Source organism: Hankyongella ginsenosidimutans (genome assembly GCF_005144965.1).
GTDB classification, from domain to species: domain Bacteria; phylum Pseudomonadota; class Alphaproteobacteria; order Sphingomonadales; family Sphingomonadaceae; genus Hankyongella; species Hankyongella ginsenosidimutans.
In genome coordinates this window covers 2,638,400-2,658,775 of the sequence record NZ_CP039704.1, presented here as the reverse complement: position 1 = coordinate 2,658,775, position 20,376 = coordinate 2,638,400, and the positions used below count along the sequence as shown (strand labels likewise).

At 63.5% G+C, this 20,376-nt stretch carries 16 protein-coding genes and 7 pseudogenes; 15 read left to right on the top strand and 8 right to left on the bottom strand.

Annotated elements, in window-relative coordinates; genetic code table 11:
* The first annotated feature begins 43 nt into the window (after positions 1-43).
* The 15 genes and pseudogenes from E6W36_RS21120 (at position 44) to E6W36_RS15615 (ending at position 9,979) form a co-directional block, all read left to right on the top strand.
* Entirely contained in the window at positions 44-961 is a 918-nt protein-coding gene (locus tag E6W36_RS21120; RefSeq protein ID WP_222873195.1) for an MFS transporter, read from the top strand.
* Positions 922-1,146, top strand: coding sequence for a hypothetical protein (locus tag E6W36_RS21115; RefSeq protein WP_222873194.1), 225 nt, complete (start codon positions 922-924; stop codon positions 1,144-1,146). The genes E6W36_RS21120 and E6W36_RS21115 overlap by 40 nt, the downstream gene beginning before the upstream one ends.
* Positions 1,143-1,754 carry an MFS transporter gene (locus E6W36_RS21110; RefSeq protein ID WP_222873193.1) on the top strand — a complete coding sequence of 204 codons (612 nt, stop codon included), beginning with the start codon at positions 1,143-1,145 and terminating at the stop codon, positions 1,752-1,754. Before E6W36_RS21115 ends, E6W36_RS21110 begins: the two co-directional genes overlap by 4 nt.
* Positions 1,751-2,074 (top strand): hypothetical protein, encoded by a 324-nt coding sequence (locus E6W36_RS21105; RefSeq protein ID WP_222873192.1) that lies wholly within the window; start codon positions 1,751-1,753, stop codon positions 2,072-2,074. The genes E6W36_RS21110 and E6W36_RS21105 overlap by 4 nt, the downstream gene beginning before the upstream one ends.
* A 15-nt stretch (positions 2,075-2,089) precedes the next feature.
* Positions 2,090-2,713 (top strand): molybdopterin-dependent oxidoreductase, encoded by a 624-nt coding sequence (locus E6W36_RS21100; RefSeq protein ID WP_281277372.1) that lies wholly within the window; start codon positions 2,090-2,092, stop codon positions 2,711-2,713.
* On the top strand, positions 2,668-3,486 hold the full coding sequence (locus tag E6W36_RS21095) for a molybdopterin-dependent oxidoreductase (RefSeq protein WP_281277371.1): 819 nt from the start codon (positions 2,668-2,670) through the stop codon (positions 3,484-3,486). The genes E6W36_RS21100 and E6W36_RS21095 overlap by 46 nt, the downstream gene beginning before the upstream one ends.
* Positions 3,464-3,808 (top strand): annotated as a pseudogene (locus E6W36_RS23780) (molybdopterin-dependent oxidoreductase); the annotation flags it as partial. The gene E6W36_RS21095 and the pseudogene E6W36_RS23780, both read left to right, overlap by 23 nt.
* A 41-nt stretch (positions 3,809-3,849) precedes the next feature.
* A complete protein-coding gene (locus E6W36_RS21090) occupies positions 3,850-5,550 on the top strand; it encodes a molybdopterin-dependent oxidoreductase (RefSeq protein WP_281277370.1) in 1,701 nt (566 codons plus the stop codon).
* The gene (locus tag E6W36_RS21085) at positions 5,501-5,857 is read left to right on the top strand and encodes a molybdopterin dinucleotide binding domain-containing protein (RefSeq protein WP_281277369.1); all 357 of its coding nucleotides are present in this window, start codon (positions 5,501-5,503) and stop codon (positions 5,855-5,857) included. Before E6W36_RS21090 ends, E6W36_RS21085 begins: the two co-directional genes overlap by 50 nt.
* A gap of 186 nt (positions 5,858-6,043) precedes the next feature.
* A complete protein-coding gene (locus tag E6W36_RS21080; RefSeq protein ID WP_281277368.1) occupies positions 6,044-6,439 on the top strand; it encodes a nitrate reductase subunit beta in 396 nt (131 codons plus the stop codon).
* Positions 6,364-6,561, top strand: a pseudogene (locus E6W36_RS22430) (4Fe-4S dicluster domain-containing protein); the annotation flags it as partial. The gene E6W36_RS21080 and the pseudogene E6W36_RS22430, both read left to right, overlap by 76 nt.
* 181 nt (positions 6,562-6,742) lie before the next feature.
* A complete protein-coding gene (locus tag E6W36_RS15635) occupies positions 6,743-7,402 on the top strand; it encodes a nitrate reductase subunit beta (RefSeq protein ID WP_246047810.1) in 660 nt (219 codons plus the stop codon).
* Between the two features lie 207 nt (positions 7,403-7,609).
* A complete protein-coding gene (locus E6W36_RS15630; RefSeq protein WP_222873190.1) occupies positions 7,610-7,939 on the top strand; it encodes a nitrate reductase molybdenum cofactor assembly chaperone in 330 nt (109 codons plus the stop codon).
* Positions 7,940-8,080: 141 nt separating this feature from the next.
* Positions 8,081-8,850: pseudogene (narI, locus tag E6W36_RS15625) on the top strand (respiratory nitrate reductase subunit gamma).
* A 100-nt stretch (positions 8,851-8,950) separates the two neighbouring features.
* On the top strand, positions 8,951-9,979 hold the full coding sequence (locus E6W36_RS15615; protein ID WP_222873188.1) for a peptidylprolyl isomerase: 1,029 nt from the start codon (positions 8,951-8,953) through the stop codon (positions 9,977-9,979).
* 1,190 nt (positions 9,980-11,169) lie between these two features.
* On the opposite strand, the gene E6W36_RS15610 is transcribed toward E6W36_RS15615, so the two are convergent.
* The 8 genes and pseudogenes from E6W36_RS15610 to E6W36_RS15575 form a co-directional block, all read right to left on the bottom strand.
* Positions 11,170-11,850 carry a response regulator gene (locus E6W36_RS15610; protein ID WP_222873187.1) on the bottom strand — a complete coding sequence of 227 codons (681 nt, stop codon included), beginning with the start codon at positions 11,848-11,850 and terminating at the stop codon, positions 11,170-11,172.
* Positions 11,847-14,476 (bottom strand): annotated as a pseudogene (locus tag E6W36_RS15605) (DUF4118 domain-containing protein). The gene E6W36_RS15610 and the pseudogene E6W36_RS15605 overlap by 4 nt, the downstream one beginning before the upstream one ends.
* A pseudogene (gene kdpC / locus E6W36_RS15600) lies at positions 14,473-15,092 on the bottom strand (potassium-transporting ATPase subunit KdpC). Before kdpC ends, E6W36_RS15605 begins: the two co-directional pseudogenes overlap by 4 nt.
* 10 nt (positions 15,093-15,102) lie before the next feature.
* Positions 15,103-17,107, bottom strand: a pseudogene (gene kdpB / locus E6W36_RS15595) (potassium-transporting ATPase subunit KdpB).
* A gap of 11 nt (positions 17,108-17,118) precedes the next feature.
* A pseudogene (kdpA, locus tag E6W36_RS15590) lies at positions 17,119-18,812 on the bottom strand (potassium-transporting ATPase subunit KdpA).
* A gap of 262 nt (positions 18,813-19,074) precedes the next feature.
* Complete coding sequence (locus E6W36_RS15585; protein WP_222873186.1) at positions 19,075-19,284, bottom strand: DUF2924 domain-containing protein; 210 nt, start codon at positions 19,282-19,284, stop codon at positions 19,075-19,077.
* A 134-nt stretch (positions 19,285-19,418) separates the two neighbouring features.
* Positions 19,419-19,556 carry a hypothetical protein gene (locus E6W36_RS15580; protein WP_222874546.1) on the bottom strand — a complete coding sequence of 46 codons (138 nt, stop codon included), beginning with the start codon at positions 19,554-19,556 and terminating at the stop codon, positions 19,419-19,421.
* Complete coding sequence (locus tag E6W36_RS15575) at positions 19,553-20,233, bottom strand: NAD(P)H-dependent oxidoreductase (protein WP_222873185.1); 681 nt, start codon at positions 20,231-20,233, stop codon at positions 19,553-19,555. Before E6W36_RS15575 ends, E6W36_RS15580 begins: the two co-directional genes overlap by 4 nt.
* Positions 20,234-20,376 lie beyond the last annotated feature (143 nt).

Sequence of the window (20,376 nt, the reverse complement as noted above, 5' to 3'; positions counted from 1 at the left end):
CGATTCTCGCTCTATTACTTCTTTGTGTTCGGCCTTTGTCGCATTGGCGCTCTGGCTGCCGCGCTATCTGATCGGTGTCTATGGCTTCGACGTGAAGACGGCTGGCATGCTGGCAGCGGCCTATTCGATCCCCGCCTCGATCTTCCGCATCTATGGCGGCCATCTTTCCGACCGTGTCGGCGCGCGTACGGTAATGTACTGGACCTTCCTCGTCTCGGTCGCCGTCACCTTCTTCCTGTCCTATCCGTCGACCTCCTACGTGGTCGATGGGGTGCGGGGACCGATCAGCTTCCGGCTTGCGACCGGACCGATCACCTTTGTCGTCGCGATCTTCGTGCTCGGCTTCTTCATGAGCCTCGGCAAGGCGGCGGTCTACAAGCATATCCCGGTCTACTACCCGAAAGATGTCGGCGCCGTCGGCGGCCTTGTCGGTCTCATGGGCGGGCTTGGCGGTTTCATCCTGCCGATCACGTTCGGGGTGCTTAATGACCTGACGGGCGTGTGGACGAGCTGTTTCATGCTTCTCTTTGTCATCGTCACCGCCTCGCTGATTTGGATGCACCTTGCCATCCGGCACATGGAGCGCCAGGCCGTCGGAGAGACGCTCGACGCCCTGCCGCAGCTGCCGGAAATGCAGCCCATCCATGGCGAGCGGGAGGTCCGCGCGCTGGCGCCGAAGCTGATCACCGACTGGAAACCGGAGGATCCCGAATTCTGGGAGGCGCAAGGCAAGAAAATCGCAAACCGCAATCTGTGGCTCTCTATCCCGGCCCTGTTCCTGTCCTTCGCCGTGTGGATGGTCTGGTCCGTGGTTGTCGCCAAGCTGCCGCAGATCGGCTTCGCCTACTCGACGGACCAGTTGTTCTGGCTGGCGGCGTTGCCGGGCCTGTCTGGCGCGACGTTGCGTATCTTTACAGCTTCATGGTGCCGGTCTTTGGCGGACGCCTGTGGACGACTCTGACAACCTGGTCGCTGCTCGCGCCCGCGCTCGGCATCGGCTTTGCGGTGCAGAATCCCGAAACGCCGTACTGGATCATGCTCGCTTTGGCGCTGCTCTGCGGCTTTGGCGGTGGCAATTTCGCCTCGTCCATGTCCAATATCGGCTTCTTTTCCCGAAGCGCGAGAAGGGCAATGCGCTCGCCATGAATGCCGGGCTTGGCAATCTCGGCGTCAGCGCGATGCAGTTCCTCGTGCCGCTGGTGATCACGGTCGGTGTGTTCGGTTTCCTCGGCGGCGAGCCGCAGGTAACGGGCGAAGGCGGCGAGCTGTTTCTGCAGAATGCCGGCTTCATCTGGATACCGTTGATCATCGCCAGCGCCTTCGCGGCCTGGTTTGGCATGAACGATCTCTCCAGCGCCAAGGCGTCCTTCTCCGACCAGGCCGTCATCTTCAAGCGCAAGCACAACTGGATCATGTGCTGGCTCTATACTGGCACGTTCGGCTCCTTCATCGGGTTTTCGGCGGCGTTCCCGCTCCTCACCAAGACGCAGTTTCCTGAAGTCAACGTGCTACAGATCGCTTTCCTCGGGCCGCTGGTCGGTGCGCTGTCGCGCTCCTTCACCGGATGGATTTCCGACAGGTTCGGCGGCGCGCGTGTGACGCTGGCGGTGTTCTTCATGATGATGGCGGGCACGGCAGGCGTTCTCTACTTCCTCGCCGTCAAGGATGCGCCGGGGCTTTCATCGGCTTCTTCGCCTCGTTCATCGTCCTGTTCTTTGCGACAGGCATCGGCAATGCATCGACCTTCCAGATGATCCCGGCGATCATGCGCAAGGAGATCGACCGGCTGGAACCGCAGATGAGCGGGGCGGACCGGCTGCGCCAGTCTGAAAAGGAAAGCGCGGCGATCACCGGTTTCACCAGCGCAATTGCCGCCTATGGCGCCTTCTTCATCCCGAAGAGCTTCGGCATGTCGCTGGCCGCTTCCGGCAGCGCTGCGCCCGCCCTCTACGGCTTCCTCGCCTTCTACGTTTCCTGCCTTCTCATCACCTGGTTCGTCTATGCGCGCCCGGGCGGTCTCCTCTTCGATGTCGAGAACGCCAAGCGCACCGGCCCAGCGACCGCGACTGTCTAAGAAAGGACCCTCCCAATGAGCCATACACTCGACAGACTGACCTTCTTCAGGCGGCAGACCGAGACTTTCTCCAAGGGGCACGGCGTCCTGAATGACGAGGACCGGACCTGGGAGGAGGCCTACCGGAACCGCTGGCGCCATGACAAGATCGTGCGCTCCACCCACGGGGTGAACTGCACAGGCTCCTGCTCCTGGAAGATTTATGTCAAGGGCGGCATTGTCACCTGGGAAACCCAGCAGACAGACTATCCGCGCACACGCGACGACCTGCCGAACCACGAGCCACGCGGCTGTTCGCGAGGCGCCAGCTATAGCTGGTATCTCTATTCCGCCAACCGGGTGAAGTATCCGCTGATCCGCGCACGCCTGCTGAAGGCGTGGCGCGAGGCGCGCAAGACGATGACGCCGGTCGCGGCCTGGAAATCAATCCAGGACAATCCTGCCAGGCGGGCCGACTATGTGACCCGTCGCGGTATGGGCGGCTTCGTGCGGGCGCAATGGGAGGAGGTGAACGAGATCATCGCGGCGGCCAATGCTCACACCGTCAAAAATGGGGACCGGACCGGGTCTTCGGCTTTTCGCCCATCCCGGCCATGTCCATGGTCTCCTATGCTGCCGGTGCGCGCTATCTGCAGCTGATCGGCGGGGTGACAGGCTCCTTCTATGACTGGTACTGCGATCTCCCGCCCGCGAGCCCGCAGACCTGGGGCGAGCAGACCGATGTCGCCGAAAGCGCTGACTGGTACAACTCCAACTTCCTGATCCTCTGGGGATCGAACGTGCCCCAGACGCGCACGCCGGATGCGCACTTCTACACCGAGGCGCGTTACAAGGGCGTCAAATCGGTCGTGATTTGCCCGGACTATTCGGAAGCATCGAAATTCTCAGATCTCTGGCTGGCGGCCAAGCAGGGTACTGATGCCGCGCTTGGCATGGCCTTCGGACATGTGATCCTGACCGAGTATCACCGCGACCGCGAAGTGCCTTACTTCCGCGAATATGTGCGCCAGTACACCGATCTGCCGCTGCTGGTGCGCCTCGTGCCGCAGGAGGATGGCTTCGTGCCCGAACGCCTCCTGCGTGCGTCAGACTTCGACCAGTCACTGGGCGAAGATGCCAATCCCGATTGGAAGACGGTCGCCATCGACGAGACAACCGGCAGGGTCGTGGTGCCGAATGGCTCGATCGGGTTCCGCTGGGGCGACAAGGGTAAATGGAACCTTGAGGAGCGCGAAAGCGGCGGGTCTGAGACGAAACTCCGGCTCGGTCTTAAAGGCACAGAGGACGAGGTGGCAAAGGTTCGCTTTCCCTATTTCGCCAACACCGCTTCGAACGGCTTCGCCTCGACAGAACACCCAAGCGTCCTGACCCGGAATATTCCGGTCAAAAATGAAGCTCGCAGATGGGACTGAGACGCTGGTCGCCTGCGTCTATGACCTGCTGATGGCCAATTATGGCGTCGATCAGGGCTATGGCGGCGAGCATCTCGCCAGCTCCTATGATGACATGGAGCCTTACACGCCCGCCTGGGCTGAGGCGATCACGACCGTGTCTCGCAAGAACATCATCGCGACGGCGCGGGGTTTCGCTACAAATGCCGAGAAGACCAACGGCAAGTCCATGGTCATCATCGGCGCCGGAATGAACCACTGGTACCATATGGACATGAACTACCGCGCGGTGATGAACATGCTCATCCTGTGCGGTTGTATCGGCCAGTCCGGCGGTGGCTGGTCACACTATGTTGGGCAGGAGAAGCTGCGTCCGCAATCGGGTTGGCGCCGCTCGCCTTTGCGACCGACTGGGTGCGTCCACCGCGACAGCAGAACTCGACCTCGTTCTTCTATGCGCACACGGATCAGTGGCGCTACGAGACCGTTCCGGCCGGCGAGATTCTCTCACCCACGGCAGAAGCGGGCGACTGGGCCGGCAGCTTCATCGACTACAATGCCAAGGCCGAGCGCATGGGGTGGCTGCCGTCCGCACCGGCGCTGAAGACCAATCCACTGGAAGTGGCCGCGAAGGCCAAGGCCGCAGGAATGGAGCCGAAGGACTATGTCGCGTCGGCGCTCAAATCCGGCGAGTTGGAAATGTCCTGCATGGACCCGGACGATCCGCACAACTGGCCGCGCAACATGTTTGTCTGGCGCTCCAACTTGCTCGGCTCTTCCGGCAAGGGCCATGAGTATTTCCTCAAGCACCTGCTCGGCACCGACCACGGCGTGCAGGGTAAGGACCTTGGCGAAATGGGGCATGACAAGCCGCGCGACGTGGCCTGGCATGAGGAGGCGCCGCGCGGAAAGCTCGATCTGCTCGTGTGCATCGATTTCCGGATGTCCACGACGGCGGTCTATTCCGACATCGTGCTGCCGACAGCCACATGGTATGAGAAGAACGACCTCAACACTTCCGACATGCACCCCTTCATCCACCCGCTCGGGGCGGCGGTCGATCCCGCCTGGGAAAGCCGTACCGACTGGGACATCTTTAAGGGGATCGCGAAAACCTTCTCAGAAGTCGCCCCGGAAGTGCTCGGCGTTGAAACCGATGTTGTCCTCGTTCCGATCCAGCATGACAGCCCCGGCGAGCTCGCTCAGACCCATGGTGTCAGGGATTGGTACAAGGGCGAATGCGAACCTATTCCGGGCAAGACCATGCCCACAATCGTCGCCGTCGAGCGCGATTACAGCCAGACCTACGCCAAGTTCACCTCGCTCGGGCCGCTCATGGACAAGCTCGGCAATGGCGGCAAGGGCATGGCCTGGAACACGCAGCACGAGGTCGACAAGCTCGCTTCGCTGAACGGCGCGGTGCTCGACGACACGGTCGCTAAAGGGCGACCACGGATCGAAACGGACATCGATGCCTGTGAGACCATCCTCATGCTTGCGCCGGAAACCAATGGCGAGGTTGCGGTCAAGGCGTGGGAAGCCCTCGAAGTCCAGACCGGACGCGAGCACACCCATCTCGCCCGTCCGAAGGAAGACGAGAAGATCCGCTTCCGCGACATCGTCGCCCAGCCGCGCAAGATCATCACCTCGCCAATCTGGTCAGGGATCGAGAGCGAGCATGTCAGCTACAATGCCGGCTACACGAACGTCCACGAGCTGATCCCCTGGCGCACGCTGACCGGACGCCAGCAGCTCTACCAGGATCATGACTGGATGCGGGCGTTTGGTGAGACGCTGGTGGTCTACAAGCCGCCGGTCGACCTAAAGACGCTACACGTGAAGGGCGACAAGCCGAACGGCAATCCCGAGATCACGCTTAACTTCATCACGCCGCACCAGAAATGGGGCATCCACTCGACCTATACGGACAACCTCCTGATGCTGACGCTCAATCGCGGCGGCCCCGTGGTCTGGGTGTCTGAGATCGACGCGAAACGGGCGGGGATTGTCGACAATGACTGGGTCGAGGTCTTCAATGCCAACGGCCCTGACTGCCCGGGCAGTCGTCTCCCAGCGCATCCGTGAGGGGACGATCTTCATGTATCACGCTCAGGAGAAGATCGTGAACACGCCGGGATCGGAGATCACCGGCAAGCGGGGCGGCATCCATAATTCCGTCACGCGCGCGATCCTGAAACCCACGCACATGATCGGCGGCTACGCGCAGCTCGCCTATGGCTTCAACTATTACGGCACGGTCGGGTCGAACCGCGACGAGTTCATCATCCTTCGGAAAATGAACAAGGTCGACTGGCTCGATACCCCGCCGCTCAACTGGAGGGCGCACAATGAAAATCCGTGCACAGATCGGTATGGTCCTGAATCTCGATAAATGCATCGGGTGCCACACTTGCTCGGTAACCTGCAAGAATGTCTGGACCAGCCGCGACGGCGTCGAATACGCATGGTTCAATAATGTCGAGACCAAGCCCGGTATCGGTTATCCCAAGGACTGGGAAAACCAGAAACGCTGGAATGGGGCTGGCGGCGCAAGACCAATGGCCGGATCGAGCCGAAAATGGGCGCGAAATGGCGCATCCTTGCCAAGATTTTCGCCAACCCGGATCTGCCTGAGATCGACGACTACTACGAGCCGTTCGATTTCGACTACGCTCACCTACAGACTGCTCCGGAGATGAAGGCGTTCCCGACCGCGCGCCCAAGATCCAAGATCTCCGGAGAGCGGATGGAAAAGATCGAATGGGGCCGAACTGGGAGGAAATTCTCGGTGGAGAATTCGAGCACCGCAGCGCGGACTACAATTTCGAAGGCGTCGAGAAGGCTATATATGGCCTTCGAAGAAACCTTCATGATGTATCTGCCGCGTCTGTGTGAGCACTGCCTCAACCCGACCTGCGTAGCGGCCTGTCCATCGGGGCCATCTACAAACGTGAAGAGGACGGCATCGTTCTGATCGACCAGGACAAGTGCCGTGGCTGGCGGATGTGCGTGTCGGCCTGTCCCTACAAGAAAGTCTATTACAACTGGGAGAGCGGCAAATCCGAGAAGTGCACCTTCTGTTATCCGCGCATGGAAGTCGGCCAGCCGACCGTGTGTTCGGAAACCTGCGTCGGGCGCATCCGCTATCTCGGCGTGCTGCTTTATGACGCCGACCGGATCGAGGCGGCGGCGAGCACGCCCGACGAGCACGACCTTTATCAGGCGCAGCTTGACGTCTTCCTTGACCCGAACGACCCTAGGGTGATCGCGCAGGCCCGTGCTGACGGCGTTCCGGAAGCTTGGCTTCACGCCGCTCAGCACAGCCCGGTCTACAAGATGGCGATGGAGTGGAAGGTCGCGTTTCCGCTTCACCCGGAATACCGCACGTTGCCGATGGTCTGGTATGTGCCGCCACTCGCCGATCCAGTCGGCGCTAGCGGCGGGTGCGCTGGAGACCGACGCAGAAATGCCGGATGTCGCTTCGATGCGCATCCCGGTGCGCTATCTCGCCAACCTGCTGACGGCAGGCAAGGAAGAGCCCATCGTCGCCGCGCTCGAACGGATGATGGCGATGCGCAAATACATGCGGGCCAAGTCTGTCGAGGGCGTCATTGATCATCCAACGGCGGAACGTGTCGGACTGACCGCGCGCCAGATCGACGAGATGTACCGCTACATGGCGATCGCCAATTACGAGGACCGTTTCGTCATCCCGACGACACACCGCGAGACCAGCGAAGATGCTTACGGACTTCGCGGCGGCTGCGGCTTCACCTTCGGCAATGACTGCTCGGGCGGACGCACGGAACTCGGCCTGTTCGGCAAGGACAAGCGGCCGCGCGCCAAGACCAAGACACCATTGGGGCCTGACCATGGCTATGATCTATCGCGCCCTTTCGCGCCTTCTTTCTTATCCCGAAACCCAGCTGCAGGCTGAAGCGCAGCTTTGCGTGGATGTCATCCGGGGCGAGGGGCTGATCCCTCAGCGCATCGTCACGGCGTTGGAAAAGCTCGCCGCGCATATCACGAGCAGCGACCTTTACGCTGCGCAGTCAGTTTACGTAGACCTCTTCGACCGCACACGGAGTGTCTCACTTCATCTCTATGAACATGTTCACGGCGAGAGCCGCGAGCGGGGCCGGCAATGGTGGGGCTTGTCGAGCTTTACCGGGCACACGGCCTCGAAATGGAGGTCAGCGACCTGCCGGACTATCTGCCAGTGTTCCTGGAGTTCTTGTCCATTCTGCCGGACGATGAAGCCGCCTCGCTGATCGGCGAGGCAGCGCATGTCCTCGAAGCGATTGCTGAGCGCCTCAAAAGCGTGGAAGTCCCTACCGTGCCGTGTTCGGGGCGCTTCTCGCCATTTCTGACCGCCCGGCAGACCGCGCAGCTATCGAGGGGCTGCTGGCCATCCAGGATGACGATCCCAACGATCTCGAAGCCCTTGATGCAGCGTGGGAAGAGGAGGCGGTGACCTTCGGCCCCGGCACGGCCAGCGATGGCTGCCCGAAAGGGCGCAGTCTTCAGTGGTGAGGACATCGGCCCTGCTGACAGGACGAAATTCTAGCTGGCGCTGGAAGCGTGCTTTTAGCCCGGCAATCATAGGAGGCCAGACATGGCGCAGGAACACGTGACAACAATCGCAACAGCCGGCTGGTTCGACCAGGCCATGTTCGGCTACTACCCCTATATCGCGCTGGCTGTGCTTGCTATTGGATCGGTGCTGCGGTTCGACCGCGAACCCTATACATGGCGTTCCGGATCCTCGCAGCTGCTGCGGCGCAAGCAGCTTATACTTGGATCGGTGTTTTTCCATGTCGGGGTTCTGGTCATTTTCGGCGGTCACTTCGTCGGCCTGCTGACGCCGATTGAGGTCTTTGACGCGGCCGGCATCAGCCATGGCGCCAAGCAAGTGCTCGCCATTGTGGCGGGCGGCATCGCCGGCGTCTTTGCGATCTTCGGCGCGCTGATCCTGTTGCATCGTCGCCTCTTCGATCCGCGCATTCGTGCCACATCCAGCTTCGGCGATACGGCGATCCTTGTGCTCCTGACGGCGCAGCTCGCCCTTGGTCTGTCCACCATTCCGCTCTCGTCGCAACATCTCGATGGATCGGAAATGGTCAAGTTCATGTCCTGGGCGCAGAGCATTTTACCTTCCAACCCGGTGCGGCCAACTATGTCACGGACGTGCACTGGATCTTCAAGGTGCACCTGATCCTTGGCCTAACGATCTTCCTCGTCTTCCCCTTCACCCGGCTTGTTCACATGCTGTCCGCGCCGATCTGGTACATGGGTCGCCGGGGCTGGCAACTTGTCCGTACTCGCCGCGACATCAGTGGTGACAAGGCGAAGGCGGCCGCCACGGCGGCACGGAGGGCGTCATGACGTCCGCCCGCGCCGTCTTCCACGGGGTTGAGATCCCGAAAGCCTTCTAGCGAAGGAACTGCAGAACCATCAGGCGCCGTCGCTGTCGGACGCCCGCGCGATGGCAGGCCGGGCGCTCGCGGCGAAGGCGGTCTTGCTGGCCCGGGCGCGTGAGTTGGGCCTTGTCTCCGAGCCCGAGCGCAATGGCGACGGGCAGGAAGAAACACCGGAGGAAGCCCTGATCCGGGCCGTACTCAGCGAGGAAGTTGAGACCGAGCCGCCATCTCAGGAGGCGATCCGCGCGGTCTATGATGGCAACCCGGAGGGCTTCCGCTCGCCGCCGCTGCTGGAGGCCTCGCATATCCTGATCGCTCCGTCTAAGCCCAACCCGCAAGCCTGGGAGGCGGCCCGCCTCGAAGCGCTGGCTCTCATTGCAAATCTGACCAGTAAGCCATCTGAGTTTACCCGCGTTGCGGCCAGCCGGTCGGCCTGTCCGTCGGCGTCGGAAGGCGGCAGTCTCGGTCAGCTTGGCCCCGGTGACGTCCTCCGGGTCATCTGGGACGCTCTGGTCGATATGGATATCGGCACGATTGGCGCTGCGCCCGTCGCCAGCGAGCATGGCTGGCATGTCCTGCGACTGGACCACCGGTCGGATGGTGAACGGCTGCCTTTTGACTATGTTGGACCGCATATCGCCACTCAGCTGGAAGCGCGCGCGTGGACAAAGGCGGCGGCGCAGTTCGTGGACCGACTTCTCAGAGAGTCTGCGGTCCGCCCCGGGCTCTGCCTCACAGAATCCGGCGAACTCGAAACCAGAAAGGGGACAATCGCCCGTGCCGGCGGCTTGCTGGGCGAAGCGCTCGGCAATGCCCGGCTCGCCTATGACGCGCTAAGTCCGACGGCGCGCGAGCGGCTCGATCATGCCGCAAGCGAAAGCGGCGAGGCGGCGGAAGATTTGCTGGTCCATTCCATCCGGACCTTCCTGTCGAAGGCGGATGACGAGGCCTGGACCCAGCTCATTTCGCGTCTGCGCGACAGCGAGGCGCCACTCGCCGACAGCCTCGCGCTCATTGTGTCCCACCAGCTACCGCCGGTCCACAAGACACGCACACTGATCACCATGCGAAGCGGGCCGCGAGCGTCCGGTTAAGGGAAAGGAACGAGGTCATGGGCAAGGCAACGGAATTTTCGCCGATCGAGCCTATTCCGCTCGACCTGCTGCGCGAACCTCTGGTGTGGTTCTTCGCTGAGCACTACCGGCATCGCGATGTCTGCACGCGTCTCGCTGTACTCGCCCGTTCGGTCATTTTCGATGAACAGGCGTTGCGTGAAGTCTACCGCTTTCTCGACGAGGATCTTCCCTTCACGTTATCGATGAGGAGGACGATCTGTTTCCGCTGCTGCGTCGTCGCTGCGAACCGGACGACCAGATCGAGAAGGTTCTTGGCATGTTGTCGGCTGAGCATGCCGCCGGCATGGGCGAGGGGCAGCCGTCAAGTCGCTGATAGGTGCGGCGCTCGCCGAGCAGCGAGGGCCGGCCAGCTACGCAGATGCAGCAGCGACTATCGACGCCTTCTGCCAGAAACAGAAGCGGCATATCGCAGTCGAAAACGCGGTCGTTCTTCCCATTGCCCGCCATCGGCTCGGCGAGGACGATCTCATCGGCCTAGGACAGCGGCTGGCGGCCCGGCGTGGCCTGGAAAATCCATTCAAGGCTGCTTCATGATCCGTACGCTGCTCGACAACAATATGCGTTGGGCCAGCGCCCGCGTGCGAGCCGAACCGGACTTCTTTCGCCGCCTCGCAGCCCAGCAGGCCCGAATATCTTTGGATCGGCTGCACGCTGGCCATGCTGACCTGCCTGCGGATATCGGCTCAACGCTTCCTGGCGCCGGCGGTCGAATGGTCGGGCCCCTTGGGGCCGTCCGTCCAGCTTCGCGGATGTAGCGCTGATAGGCATCGGATGTCTTGCCGATGTCGTGCAACAGGCCCATGACCCGGGCCGTTGCCTGCCATCCGAAGACCGTGGCGAACGCCGCCGCCAGTTCGCCAACTTCATGAAGATGCGTGGCAAGCGGTTCCCATCGCTCATGCGGCTGCCCAGGAAGTGAGTGCGCGTACAGACCCGTTCTCCACTCGCGGTCGGATGGTAATCTTATAGCATTAATGTAACTCGGAAAACTACTCTGCCGTGTAAAGTGGCCTCTGGCCTGCTGCCGGTTTTGTGGACACCAGGTTCGGCTAACATAGCTTGTCCAGCGGGGCACAGAACGGCAGGGGTACATTTATGAATTTCTGGCCGATTTCTCCTCCAGCGCGGTATCGCGCGCGCGGCGGTCGTCATCCGGCCTGGGTGACCAGCCGGTAACCCACGCCCGGCTCGTTGATCAGCAGGCGGGGCTGCGACGGATCCTGCTCAAGCTTCTGCCGGAGCGAGCGGACGGCAACGCGCAGATATTCGACATCGCCGATATGCGCCTCGCCCCATACTGCGCGCAGCAGGGCTGCGTGAGTCAGCACGCGTCCGGCGTGGCGCGACAATTCGACCAGCAGCGCGAACTCCTTGCGTGTCAACGCCACTGGCATGCCGCTGCGCGCAACAGCATGGGCAGCGAGGTCGATGACGAGGTCGCCGATCTCGATGCGTTCGCTCGACCGGACGGTACGATGCCGCAGCGCGACGCGCACACGGGCGAGCAGTTCCTCGGTATCGAACGGCTTGGTCACATAATCGTCGGCCCCGAGGTCGAGGGCAGTCACCTTTTCGGCCGTCGCGTCGCGCGCGGTCAGCACGATCACGGCGCGGTCGGCGCTCTTCAGCAGCGGGACAAGCTCGGTGCCGTCGCGGTCGGGCAGGCCAAGGTCGAGCATCACGAGCTCGCATCCCGGTCGCCGCGCGGCGGCAAGGCCGCTCTGCGCGTCAATGGCTTCGTCGACCTGCCAGCCGCCGCGTTCGAGCGCGCCGCGCAGCAGACGGCGGATCGCGGGCTCATCGTCGATGATGAGGATCGGCGCGGTCATGCGGTCCCCTTGCGTACCATGGCTTCGGGCCAGGCGATGCTGAAGGCGGCACCGCCGCCGTCGCGGTTGGAGGCGCGGACCGACAGGCCCATGACGTCCGCGAACCCCTTGACGATCGCAAGGCCGAGACCGGTTCCGCCTGCGCGATCGGTGCCTTCGACGCGGGTGAAGCGCTCGAACAGTGCGGACGGATCGCCGGGCGGAAGGCCGGTGCCTTCGTCCAGAACCGTCAGGCTGACACCATCGGGGCTGCGCGTGCCGGAAATGGTGACGCGGCTCCCTCCGGCGAAAACTTGGCAGCATTGCCGATGAGGTTGATGAGGATGTGGTGGAGCAGGCGCGGGTCCGCCTCCACGAGGGCAGGCCGACCGGTACATCGAGATGCACGGTCCGGTTAGACAGCTCGCTGCGCAGATCATGCGTTGCGGCGGCGACGGCGTCGGTAAGGTCGAGCGGTTCCATCTGCGGCGTCAGCACGCCCGACTCGAGTCTGGTCATCTCGATCAGATCGTCGAAGAAGCGGCGCAGGCGGCTCGTCTCCTCGCGCAGCAAAGGCAGTGTCGGCGAGGCGATCTTTTCCTTCTCGAGGGCGTCGACCGCAGCGATGACGGCGGTCAGCGGCGTTTTCAGATCATGGCCGATGGACGACAGCAGTGTCACGCGCAGATTGTCGCGTTGACGCAGGGCCGCAATTTCGCGCGCGTCGCTTTCCAGCTTGATCCGCTCATAAGCGAGTGCCGCCTGGCCTTTGAGTGTGGCGAAGAGGAGCTGGCGGTCGGGCGGGATCGGCGGCCCCGCATGCGGCGCAGACACGCCGAGCAGCGCCAGGGTGCCGAGCGACGTCGACAGCGGGTGGAATTGCCAATCACTCGCGGTCAGGGTCGTGCTGTCGCGGCCGGCGATTTCCCGCGGTCAAATGCCCAGTCCGCCGCGGCGATGTCGATGGGGCTGAGGATAACCCCGGACTGTCACTGGCGACCACGCCGACCTTGCCATCGCGCAATGCCAGGATGACGGCAGATACCTGCATGAGCCGCGCAACCTCCTCCGCCACGATGGCGGCGGTCGCTTCCTCATCTGCGATTGCGGCCAGCTGCTGCCCGAATGCAGCGATCGCGGCATTTTCGCTGGCCGTGCGCGCACCCACGTTCGCCTGGCGGCGCAGGCGTCCCGCAAGCTGTGCGGCGACGATCCCGACCCCGACGAGCACGGTGAAGGTAACGGCGTTGAGTGGTTCCTCGATGGTCAGCGTGTAAAGCGGCGGCAGGAAGAAGAAGTTGTAGGCAAGCCCGGATGCAAGCGCGCTCACCAGCGCCGGCCGGAGGCAAGGATCGTCCCGGCCGCAACCACCGGGACAATGTAGAGCAGGTCGGTGGCGTTGACGCCTATGATCCCGTGCAGCAGGGCACCGGCCAGCGTTGTCGCAGCGACCATGAGCAGGCCCAGCGCCATGCCGCGCCAAGGGGTTGCCCTGTGGACGGGGCCGGAACTCTCGTCGGCTGCGGCCATTGGCACGACGTGCACCGCTATGCCCCGAAGCTGGCGCACGAGTTGATCGACGAGCGCGCCATGCCGCAGCTCGAACCAGCGACTGCGCGGCGTCTTGCCGATGACCAGAACGGTGGCGCGCTGCTCCGACAGGAAGTCGCGCAACCCAGACAGGACATCGGGTGCCGCGATGGTCATCACCTGGCGCCCAGTGTCGCTGCGAGCCGCAGTGCATCGGTGATGCGTGTCTTTGCCGTGGCGTTCAGTGTCGCACTGCGCGGTGTCTCGATGCTGACCGCGCTCCAGTGCGCCCCATAGGCATCGGCAAGCCGCTTTGCCGTGCGGACGAGCGTTTCGGCGCCCGGCTGATCGCCGATGGCCACGATGATGCGCTCACCCCGGCGAACAGGCCAGTCTGCCCGCTGGCACGGAGCTGGTCGAGGATTTGCCGGTCTACGGCTTGCGCTGCCCGGCGAAGGGCAAGCTCGCGCAAGGTGGAGAGGTTGGTCTTGGAGAAGAAATGCCCCAATGCGCGCGACGCTTCTTCCGGGATATAGACCTTGCCGTCCTTGAGCCGCGTGATCAGTTCGTCGGGCGGCAGATCGACGACCTCTATCTCTGCATCTTCGAGCAGATGATCGGGCACCGTTTCGCGCACGCGGACATGGGTGAAGCCCGCGACCACATCGTTGAGGCTCTCGACATGCTGGATGTTGAGCGTGGTGTAGACATCGATGCCGGCGTCGCGCAGTTCCTCCACATCTTGCCAGCGTTTGGGATGGCGGCTGCCCGGCGCGTTGGTGTGCGCGAACTCGTCGATCAGGGCGATGTCGGGGCGGCGCGCCAGCATCGCATCGATATCGAACTCGTAAAGCACGTGCGACCCGTGCGCGATGGCCTTGCGCGGCAAGACCTCGAAAGGTTCGACCAGCGCGCCGGTGTCGGCCCGGCCATGCGTCTCGACGACGCCCACCACGACATCCTTGCCCTGTCGGATCAGATCGGCGCCTTCGCGCAGCATCTCGAACGTCTTGCCGACGCCCGGAGCGGCGCCGAGGATGATTTTCAGCCGGCCGCGCGCCGCGCGCTTGGCAAGCTCGAGAAGCTTTTCAGGGTCGGGTCGCCGCGCTTCGTTCACTGCATAACATTAGCGGCGGTCGCTGCCCGCTGTCGACCGGCCGACGCGCGATCAAGCGCCATGTTGAGACGCAGGACATTGACGCGGCGCTCGCCGAGGAACGCGAACAACGGCTCCTCGATCGACCGGGCGACCATCGCGCGCACCTCAGGCTCGGCAAGACCGCGCGCCGTGGCCACCCGGCCGACCTGAGCAATAGCCGCCTCGGGGCTGATATGGGGTCGAGGCCCGAGGCGCTCGCGGTGACCAGGTCGGCCGGAACGGAACTCCCTGCCAAACCTTGCGCGCGCGCGTCCACCACACGTGCGGCGATGGCGTCGTGCAAATCCTTTGACCCCGGCGCGAGGTTGGTCGCGGCCGAAGCGCTGGCGTCGTAGCCTTGGCCCGCTGCGGAGGGCCTGCCATGGAAATAACCGGCGTCGGTGAAGCTCTGGCCGATCAGCGCAGACCCGACGATGCGGTCTTCCTTACGGATCAGGCTGCCGTTCGCCTGCGCGGGCAGCGCGACTTGCGCCAGGCCTGTCATGGCGAGCGGATAGGCGAGGCCAGTGATCGCGGTGAGCAGGAGCAGCAGGACAAGCGCCGGCCGGAGTGCGGAGCGAATTTCGGTGAACATGAGACTGTCCTCAGGCGAGATTGAGACCGGTAACGGCCAGATCGATGAGCTTGATGCCGATGAACGGCGCCACAAGGCCGCCAAGGCCATAGACGGCGAGGTTGCGCGCAAGCAGGCTGCCTGCGCTTGCGGGTCGGTACGTCACGCCCTTCAGGGCCAGCGGCACCAGCAACGGAATGATGATCGCATTGAAGATGATCGCTGACAGGATCGCGCTTTCGGGGCTGCCGAGCCCCATAACGTTGAGCGCGCCGAGGCCGGGATACAGCACCACGAAGATCGCGGGCAGGATCGCGAAATATTTGGCGACATCGTTCGAGATCGAGAAGGTGGTGAGCGCACCGCGTGTCATCAACAGCTGCTTGCCGATCCCGACGATCTCGATGAGCTTGGTGGGGTCGCTGTCGAGGTCGACCATATTGCCGGCTTCGCGCGCCGCCTGCGTGCCGGTGTTCATCGCCACCCCGACGTCGGACTGGGCAAGCGCGGGCGCGTCATTAGTGCCGTCACCGCACATGGCGACGAGCTTGCCGCCCTCCTGCTCGCGCCGGATCAGCGCCAGCTTGTCCTCGGGCGTGGCTTCGGCGAGGAAATCGTCGACCCCGCTTTCGGCGGCGATGCTGGCGGCGGTCAGCGGGTTGTCGCCGGTGATCATCACTGTCTTAATGCCCATGCGCCGTAACTCGCCAAAGCGCTCGCGGATGCCCGCCTTGACGATGTCCTTCAGGTGCACGACACCAAGCAGGCGGTTGCCGTCCGCGACGGCGAGCGGCGTGCCCCGGCGCGTGCGATCTCGTCGGAGATGCGCTTCAAATCCTCGGACTGTCTGGCGTCGGGGAGGCGGCGCAGCACCGCATCGACCGCACCCTTGACCAGGGTACGCTCGCCGATCTGCAGCCCGGAAACCCGCGTCTGCGCGGTGAAGGCGATGGGCTCGGCATCGGCCGGCATCGGCGCGCCTTCCCCGCCAGCGCGACGATCGAGCGGCCTTCGGGCGTGTCGTCGGCAAGGCTCGCAAGCCGCGCGGCGGCAATCAGCTCGGCCACAGCTACGCCGGGCAGCGGCTTGAACTCGGTCGCCTGGCGGTCGCCGATGGTGATCGTGCCCGTCTTGTCAAGCAGCAGCGTGTCGATATCGCCCGCCGCCTCGACGGCACGGCCGGACTTTGCCAGCACGTTGAACCGGACCAGCCGGTCCATGCCCGCGATGCCGATGGCCGAAAGCAGACCCGAAATCGTCGTCGGGATGAGCGTGACGAACAGCGCGACGAGGACCGGCACCGCGATGCCGCCGCCCGCATAGCTGGCAAAGGCAGGCAGCGTGCCGACGGCGATGAGGAAGATGAGCGTGAGGCCAGCAAGCAGGATCGTCAGCGCAACCTCGTTGGGCGTCTTCTGCCGCGACGCCCCTTCGACCAGGGCGATCATGCGATCGAGGAACCCCTGACCTGCGGCGGCGGTGACGCGCACCTTGATGCGGTCGGCGATCACCCGCGTGCCGGCGGTCACGGCCGAGCGGTCACCGCCCGCCTCGCGGATGACGGGGCAGATCCCTGTGATCGCTGCTTCGTTTACCGAGGCGACCCCTTCAACCACCTCGCCATCGGCAGGGATGAGATCGCCCGTTTCGACCAGCACGATCTCCCCGACCTCGAGACGGCTCGCGCCCACGAGCTCCCAGGTGTCGCCGACACTCGTCAGCAGTTTGGCGCGCAGCTCGGCCTTGGTCGCGCGCAGGCTCGCCGCCTGCGCCTTGCCACGCCCTTCGGCGAGCGCTTCGGCGAAATTGCCGAACAGGACGGTCAGCCACAGCCAGAAGACGAGTTGCCCCTCGAACGCCGGATTGCCGCCCGACCCGGCAAGACTGCGCACGAACAACAGCGTCGAGAGCGCCGCAACCAACGCGGTCACGAACATCACCGGGTTGCGGATCAGCGTGCGCGGGTCAAGCTTGACGAAGGCGTCGCGGATTGCGGGGACGATCAGTTCGGCTGTGAAGATGCTTTGCGTGGCCATGATGGCGTTCCTTAGAGCAGAGTGCCGGCCGCGACCTGGAAATGGTCGGCGACGGGGCCGAGGACGAGGCTCGGCAGAAAGGTGAGGCCGCCCACGATCAGGATGATCGCGACGAGCAGGCCGATCCACAGCGGCCCGGTGGTCGGGAAGGTGCCCGGTCCATCGGCAACCCGCTTCTTGGCGGCAAGGCCGCCGGCTATGGCGAGCGCGGGCAGGATCACCCCGAACCGGCCGACGAACATGCCGACCGCCAGCGTGATGTTGTAGAAGGGCGTGTTGCCGGTCAGCCCACCGAACGCCGAGCCGTTGTTCGCCACCGCGCTCGAATAGGCATAGAGCATCTCGCTGAACCCGTGCGGTCCCCTGGCAAGTGGCCCGGCAAGGCCGGCTTGGGTGACACTGGCGAGCGCGGTGAGGCCGAGGATGAACAGGGGCAGGACGGTGATGGCGATCACGGCGAGCTTCATCTCGCGCGCCTCGATCTTCTTGCCGATATATTCGGGCGTGCGCCCCACCATCAGCCCGGCGATGAAGACGGCGAGAAGGCAGTAGATGAGAATGCCATAGAAGCCCGCGCCGACACCGCCGACGATCACTTCGCCCATCTGCATGTTGAACATGGTGACGAGCCCGCCGAGCGGCATGAAGCTGTCGTGCATGCCGATCACCGCGCCGCAGGAGGCGGCGGTGGTGACGACGGCGAAGAGCGCGGTGGCGGCGATGCCGAAGCGGACCTCCTTGCCCTCCATGTTGCCGCCAGCTAGGCCGAGCGCCTGATGGATAGGATTACCCGCGGCTTCGGCCCAGTAGGTGACCCCAGCACCGAGCAGGAACAGCACCAGCATCGTGGCGAGGATCGCCCAGCCCTGGCGCACTCGGCCGACCGCCTTGCCGAAAGTGAGCGTGAGGCCCGCACCAAGCGCGAAGATGGTAAGCATTTGCAGGAAGTTGGACAGCGCCGTCGGGTTCTCGAACGGGTGTGCCGAATTGGTGTTGAAGAAGCCGCCACCGTTGGTGCCGAGCATCTTGATCGCGAGCTGCGAGGCTACGGGGCCGACTGCGATCGTCTGCCGCGCGCCCTCGAGCGTTGTCGCGTCGACCGATGCGGCGAGTGTCTGCGGCACGCCCATCGCCACATAGGCGGGCGTGAGCACGATACAGGCAGGCAGCAACAGGTACACCGTCACGCGGGTGACATCGGTCCAGAAATTGCCCAGGGTTGCCGTGCGAGCCCCATCCCTTGACGTGCGAAGCCGCGGATGAAGGCGAAGGCCACCGCTATCCCGGTTGCAGCGGACAGGAAATTTTGTACCGTCAGTCCCGCCATCTGGCTGAAATGCGACAGCGTCGTCTCGCCGCCGTAATTCTGCCAGTTGGTGTTGGTGACGAAACTGACAGCGGTGTTGAATGCCAGCCAGCTGTCGACCCCGGCGAGACCCTGCGGATTGAGCGGGAGGATGCCTTGCAGCTTGAGAATGGCGAACAGCAGCCCGATGCCGGCGATGTTAAAGACGAGTACCGCGACGGCATAGCCGACCCAGCCTTGCTCGGTGACCGCCTGATCGCCGGCCAGCCGGCGCAGCCAGCCCTCGCCGGGCAGGGCATGATCGTCATAGAGGCGATGGAGCCATGCGCCCGCCGGCTTGGCCAGCGCGACAATCAGCGCGGTGAAGATGAGGATGAGGATCCAGCCTGATAAGATCATGGTCCTGCCCTCAAAACGCTCTGGCCGCGCGAGCACGGCGAGCAGATAGGCAAGGATGACAGCAGCGATGATCGCGCCTGCCGATAGGTCGAATGACATGCCAATTCTCCGTGAGACGCGACGGAGATAGGACACAGAGGCATTAAGCCGCGCGGTGAATGCCCATGCAAAAGCGTAAAGGCAGCATAAAAGCGACTGACCTGCTCCCTGAAAAGTCCTCGGATTGAGGATAGCCTGTTCCTTGACGAGGAGTCAGGCAGTGCTACGCATCGCCGATAACCCTGGCGCGCTTGCTGTGGATGCCGAAGAACCTTGGTCCTGACCAGTGCGCGTCGGTGATCTCGCGTGTGATATGGCTGAGTGATGCGAACCGGCGACCTTCGAACAGATAGCCCTGTTCGGCGACCTCGACGGTCCAGGTCTTGCCGCCCCGGGTGCGCACGAACCGGGTGCCGCGCTTGTTTCGATCCACGCCCCCGTGCGCGGGCAGGTCAATGTCCTGCTCTCCTCGCTCTTGGAGACCAGCAGATGTCAGATCGTAGCTTCCGTCACGGTCCGATTTTCGGGGGTAGAGCAGCGCTTCGCGGCTGCTGTTCCGGCACCCGCCTATTCGGAGCCGGCCATTATGCGTACGCCGTTTTTGTATTCGGCGGTTTTCGGCATTGGAAGAATCCGTGCGCGGTCCAGGCCCAGCAGGCGCTCGGCGTAGCGATCCAGAGCGTCGGCGCGTTCCGCGTCGCTCATCCGTGAGGGGCCGTAGACGGCGAAAGGTTCGATGACGTCGAAGCCGGCAAAGCCGAAAACGCCATGGTGGATGGGGAACAGAACCGCCTCAAGCCCGGCGTAAAACCCTGATCGGAATAGACCTGCTGCCCGCCGCCGAGCGTGAGGGCGCACATGGCCCGCCTGCCGCGCATCGCGCCACCGTCGAAATAACGGCCGCCGCCATAGGCCACGCCACAGGCGAACACCCGGTCCACCCAGCCTTTCAGGATCGCGGGCAAGCTCAGCCACCAGATCGGAAACTGAAAGATCAGCAGGTCGCATGCGACGAGCTTGTCCATCTCCGCCTTCAAAAGCGGGGTGAAGCCGCTGTGCTGAACGGCGAAGAGTTCTTCGTTCTGAATATTCAGAATCACCTTGTCCGCCGCGGTCGTAAAATTGCGCCGGTCAGAGATCGGGTCGAATCCCATGGCGTAGAGGTCGGAGACGACCGGGTCGTGGCCGGCGGCGCGCAGCGTCGCCACGGCGCGCTGCGTCATGGCGGTGTTGAAGCTTTTCGGCTCGGGATGCGCATGGACAATCAGAACGTTCATATCGTCTCCAAAGGGCAGTTTCTTCTCTGAAGCCAGGCGCACCCCTCCGGTGCCGAAGCCGTATGCGATCCACGAGCTGCGTACAGCAGGGTATCGGTGGCGCATCGCATTGATTTTACAGCAGCGCCCAGCTTGCCGCGGCCCCGCGAAGCCTCTGTCCTACATGACGGTAACGGCGTACAGTGGCGAGCGCAACAAACCAATAAGGTGATTTGCCGTGCCTGCTGCCCTTTGCCCCGTCGTTTTCA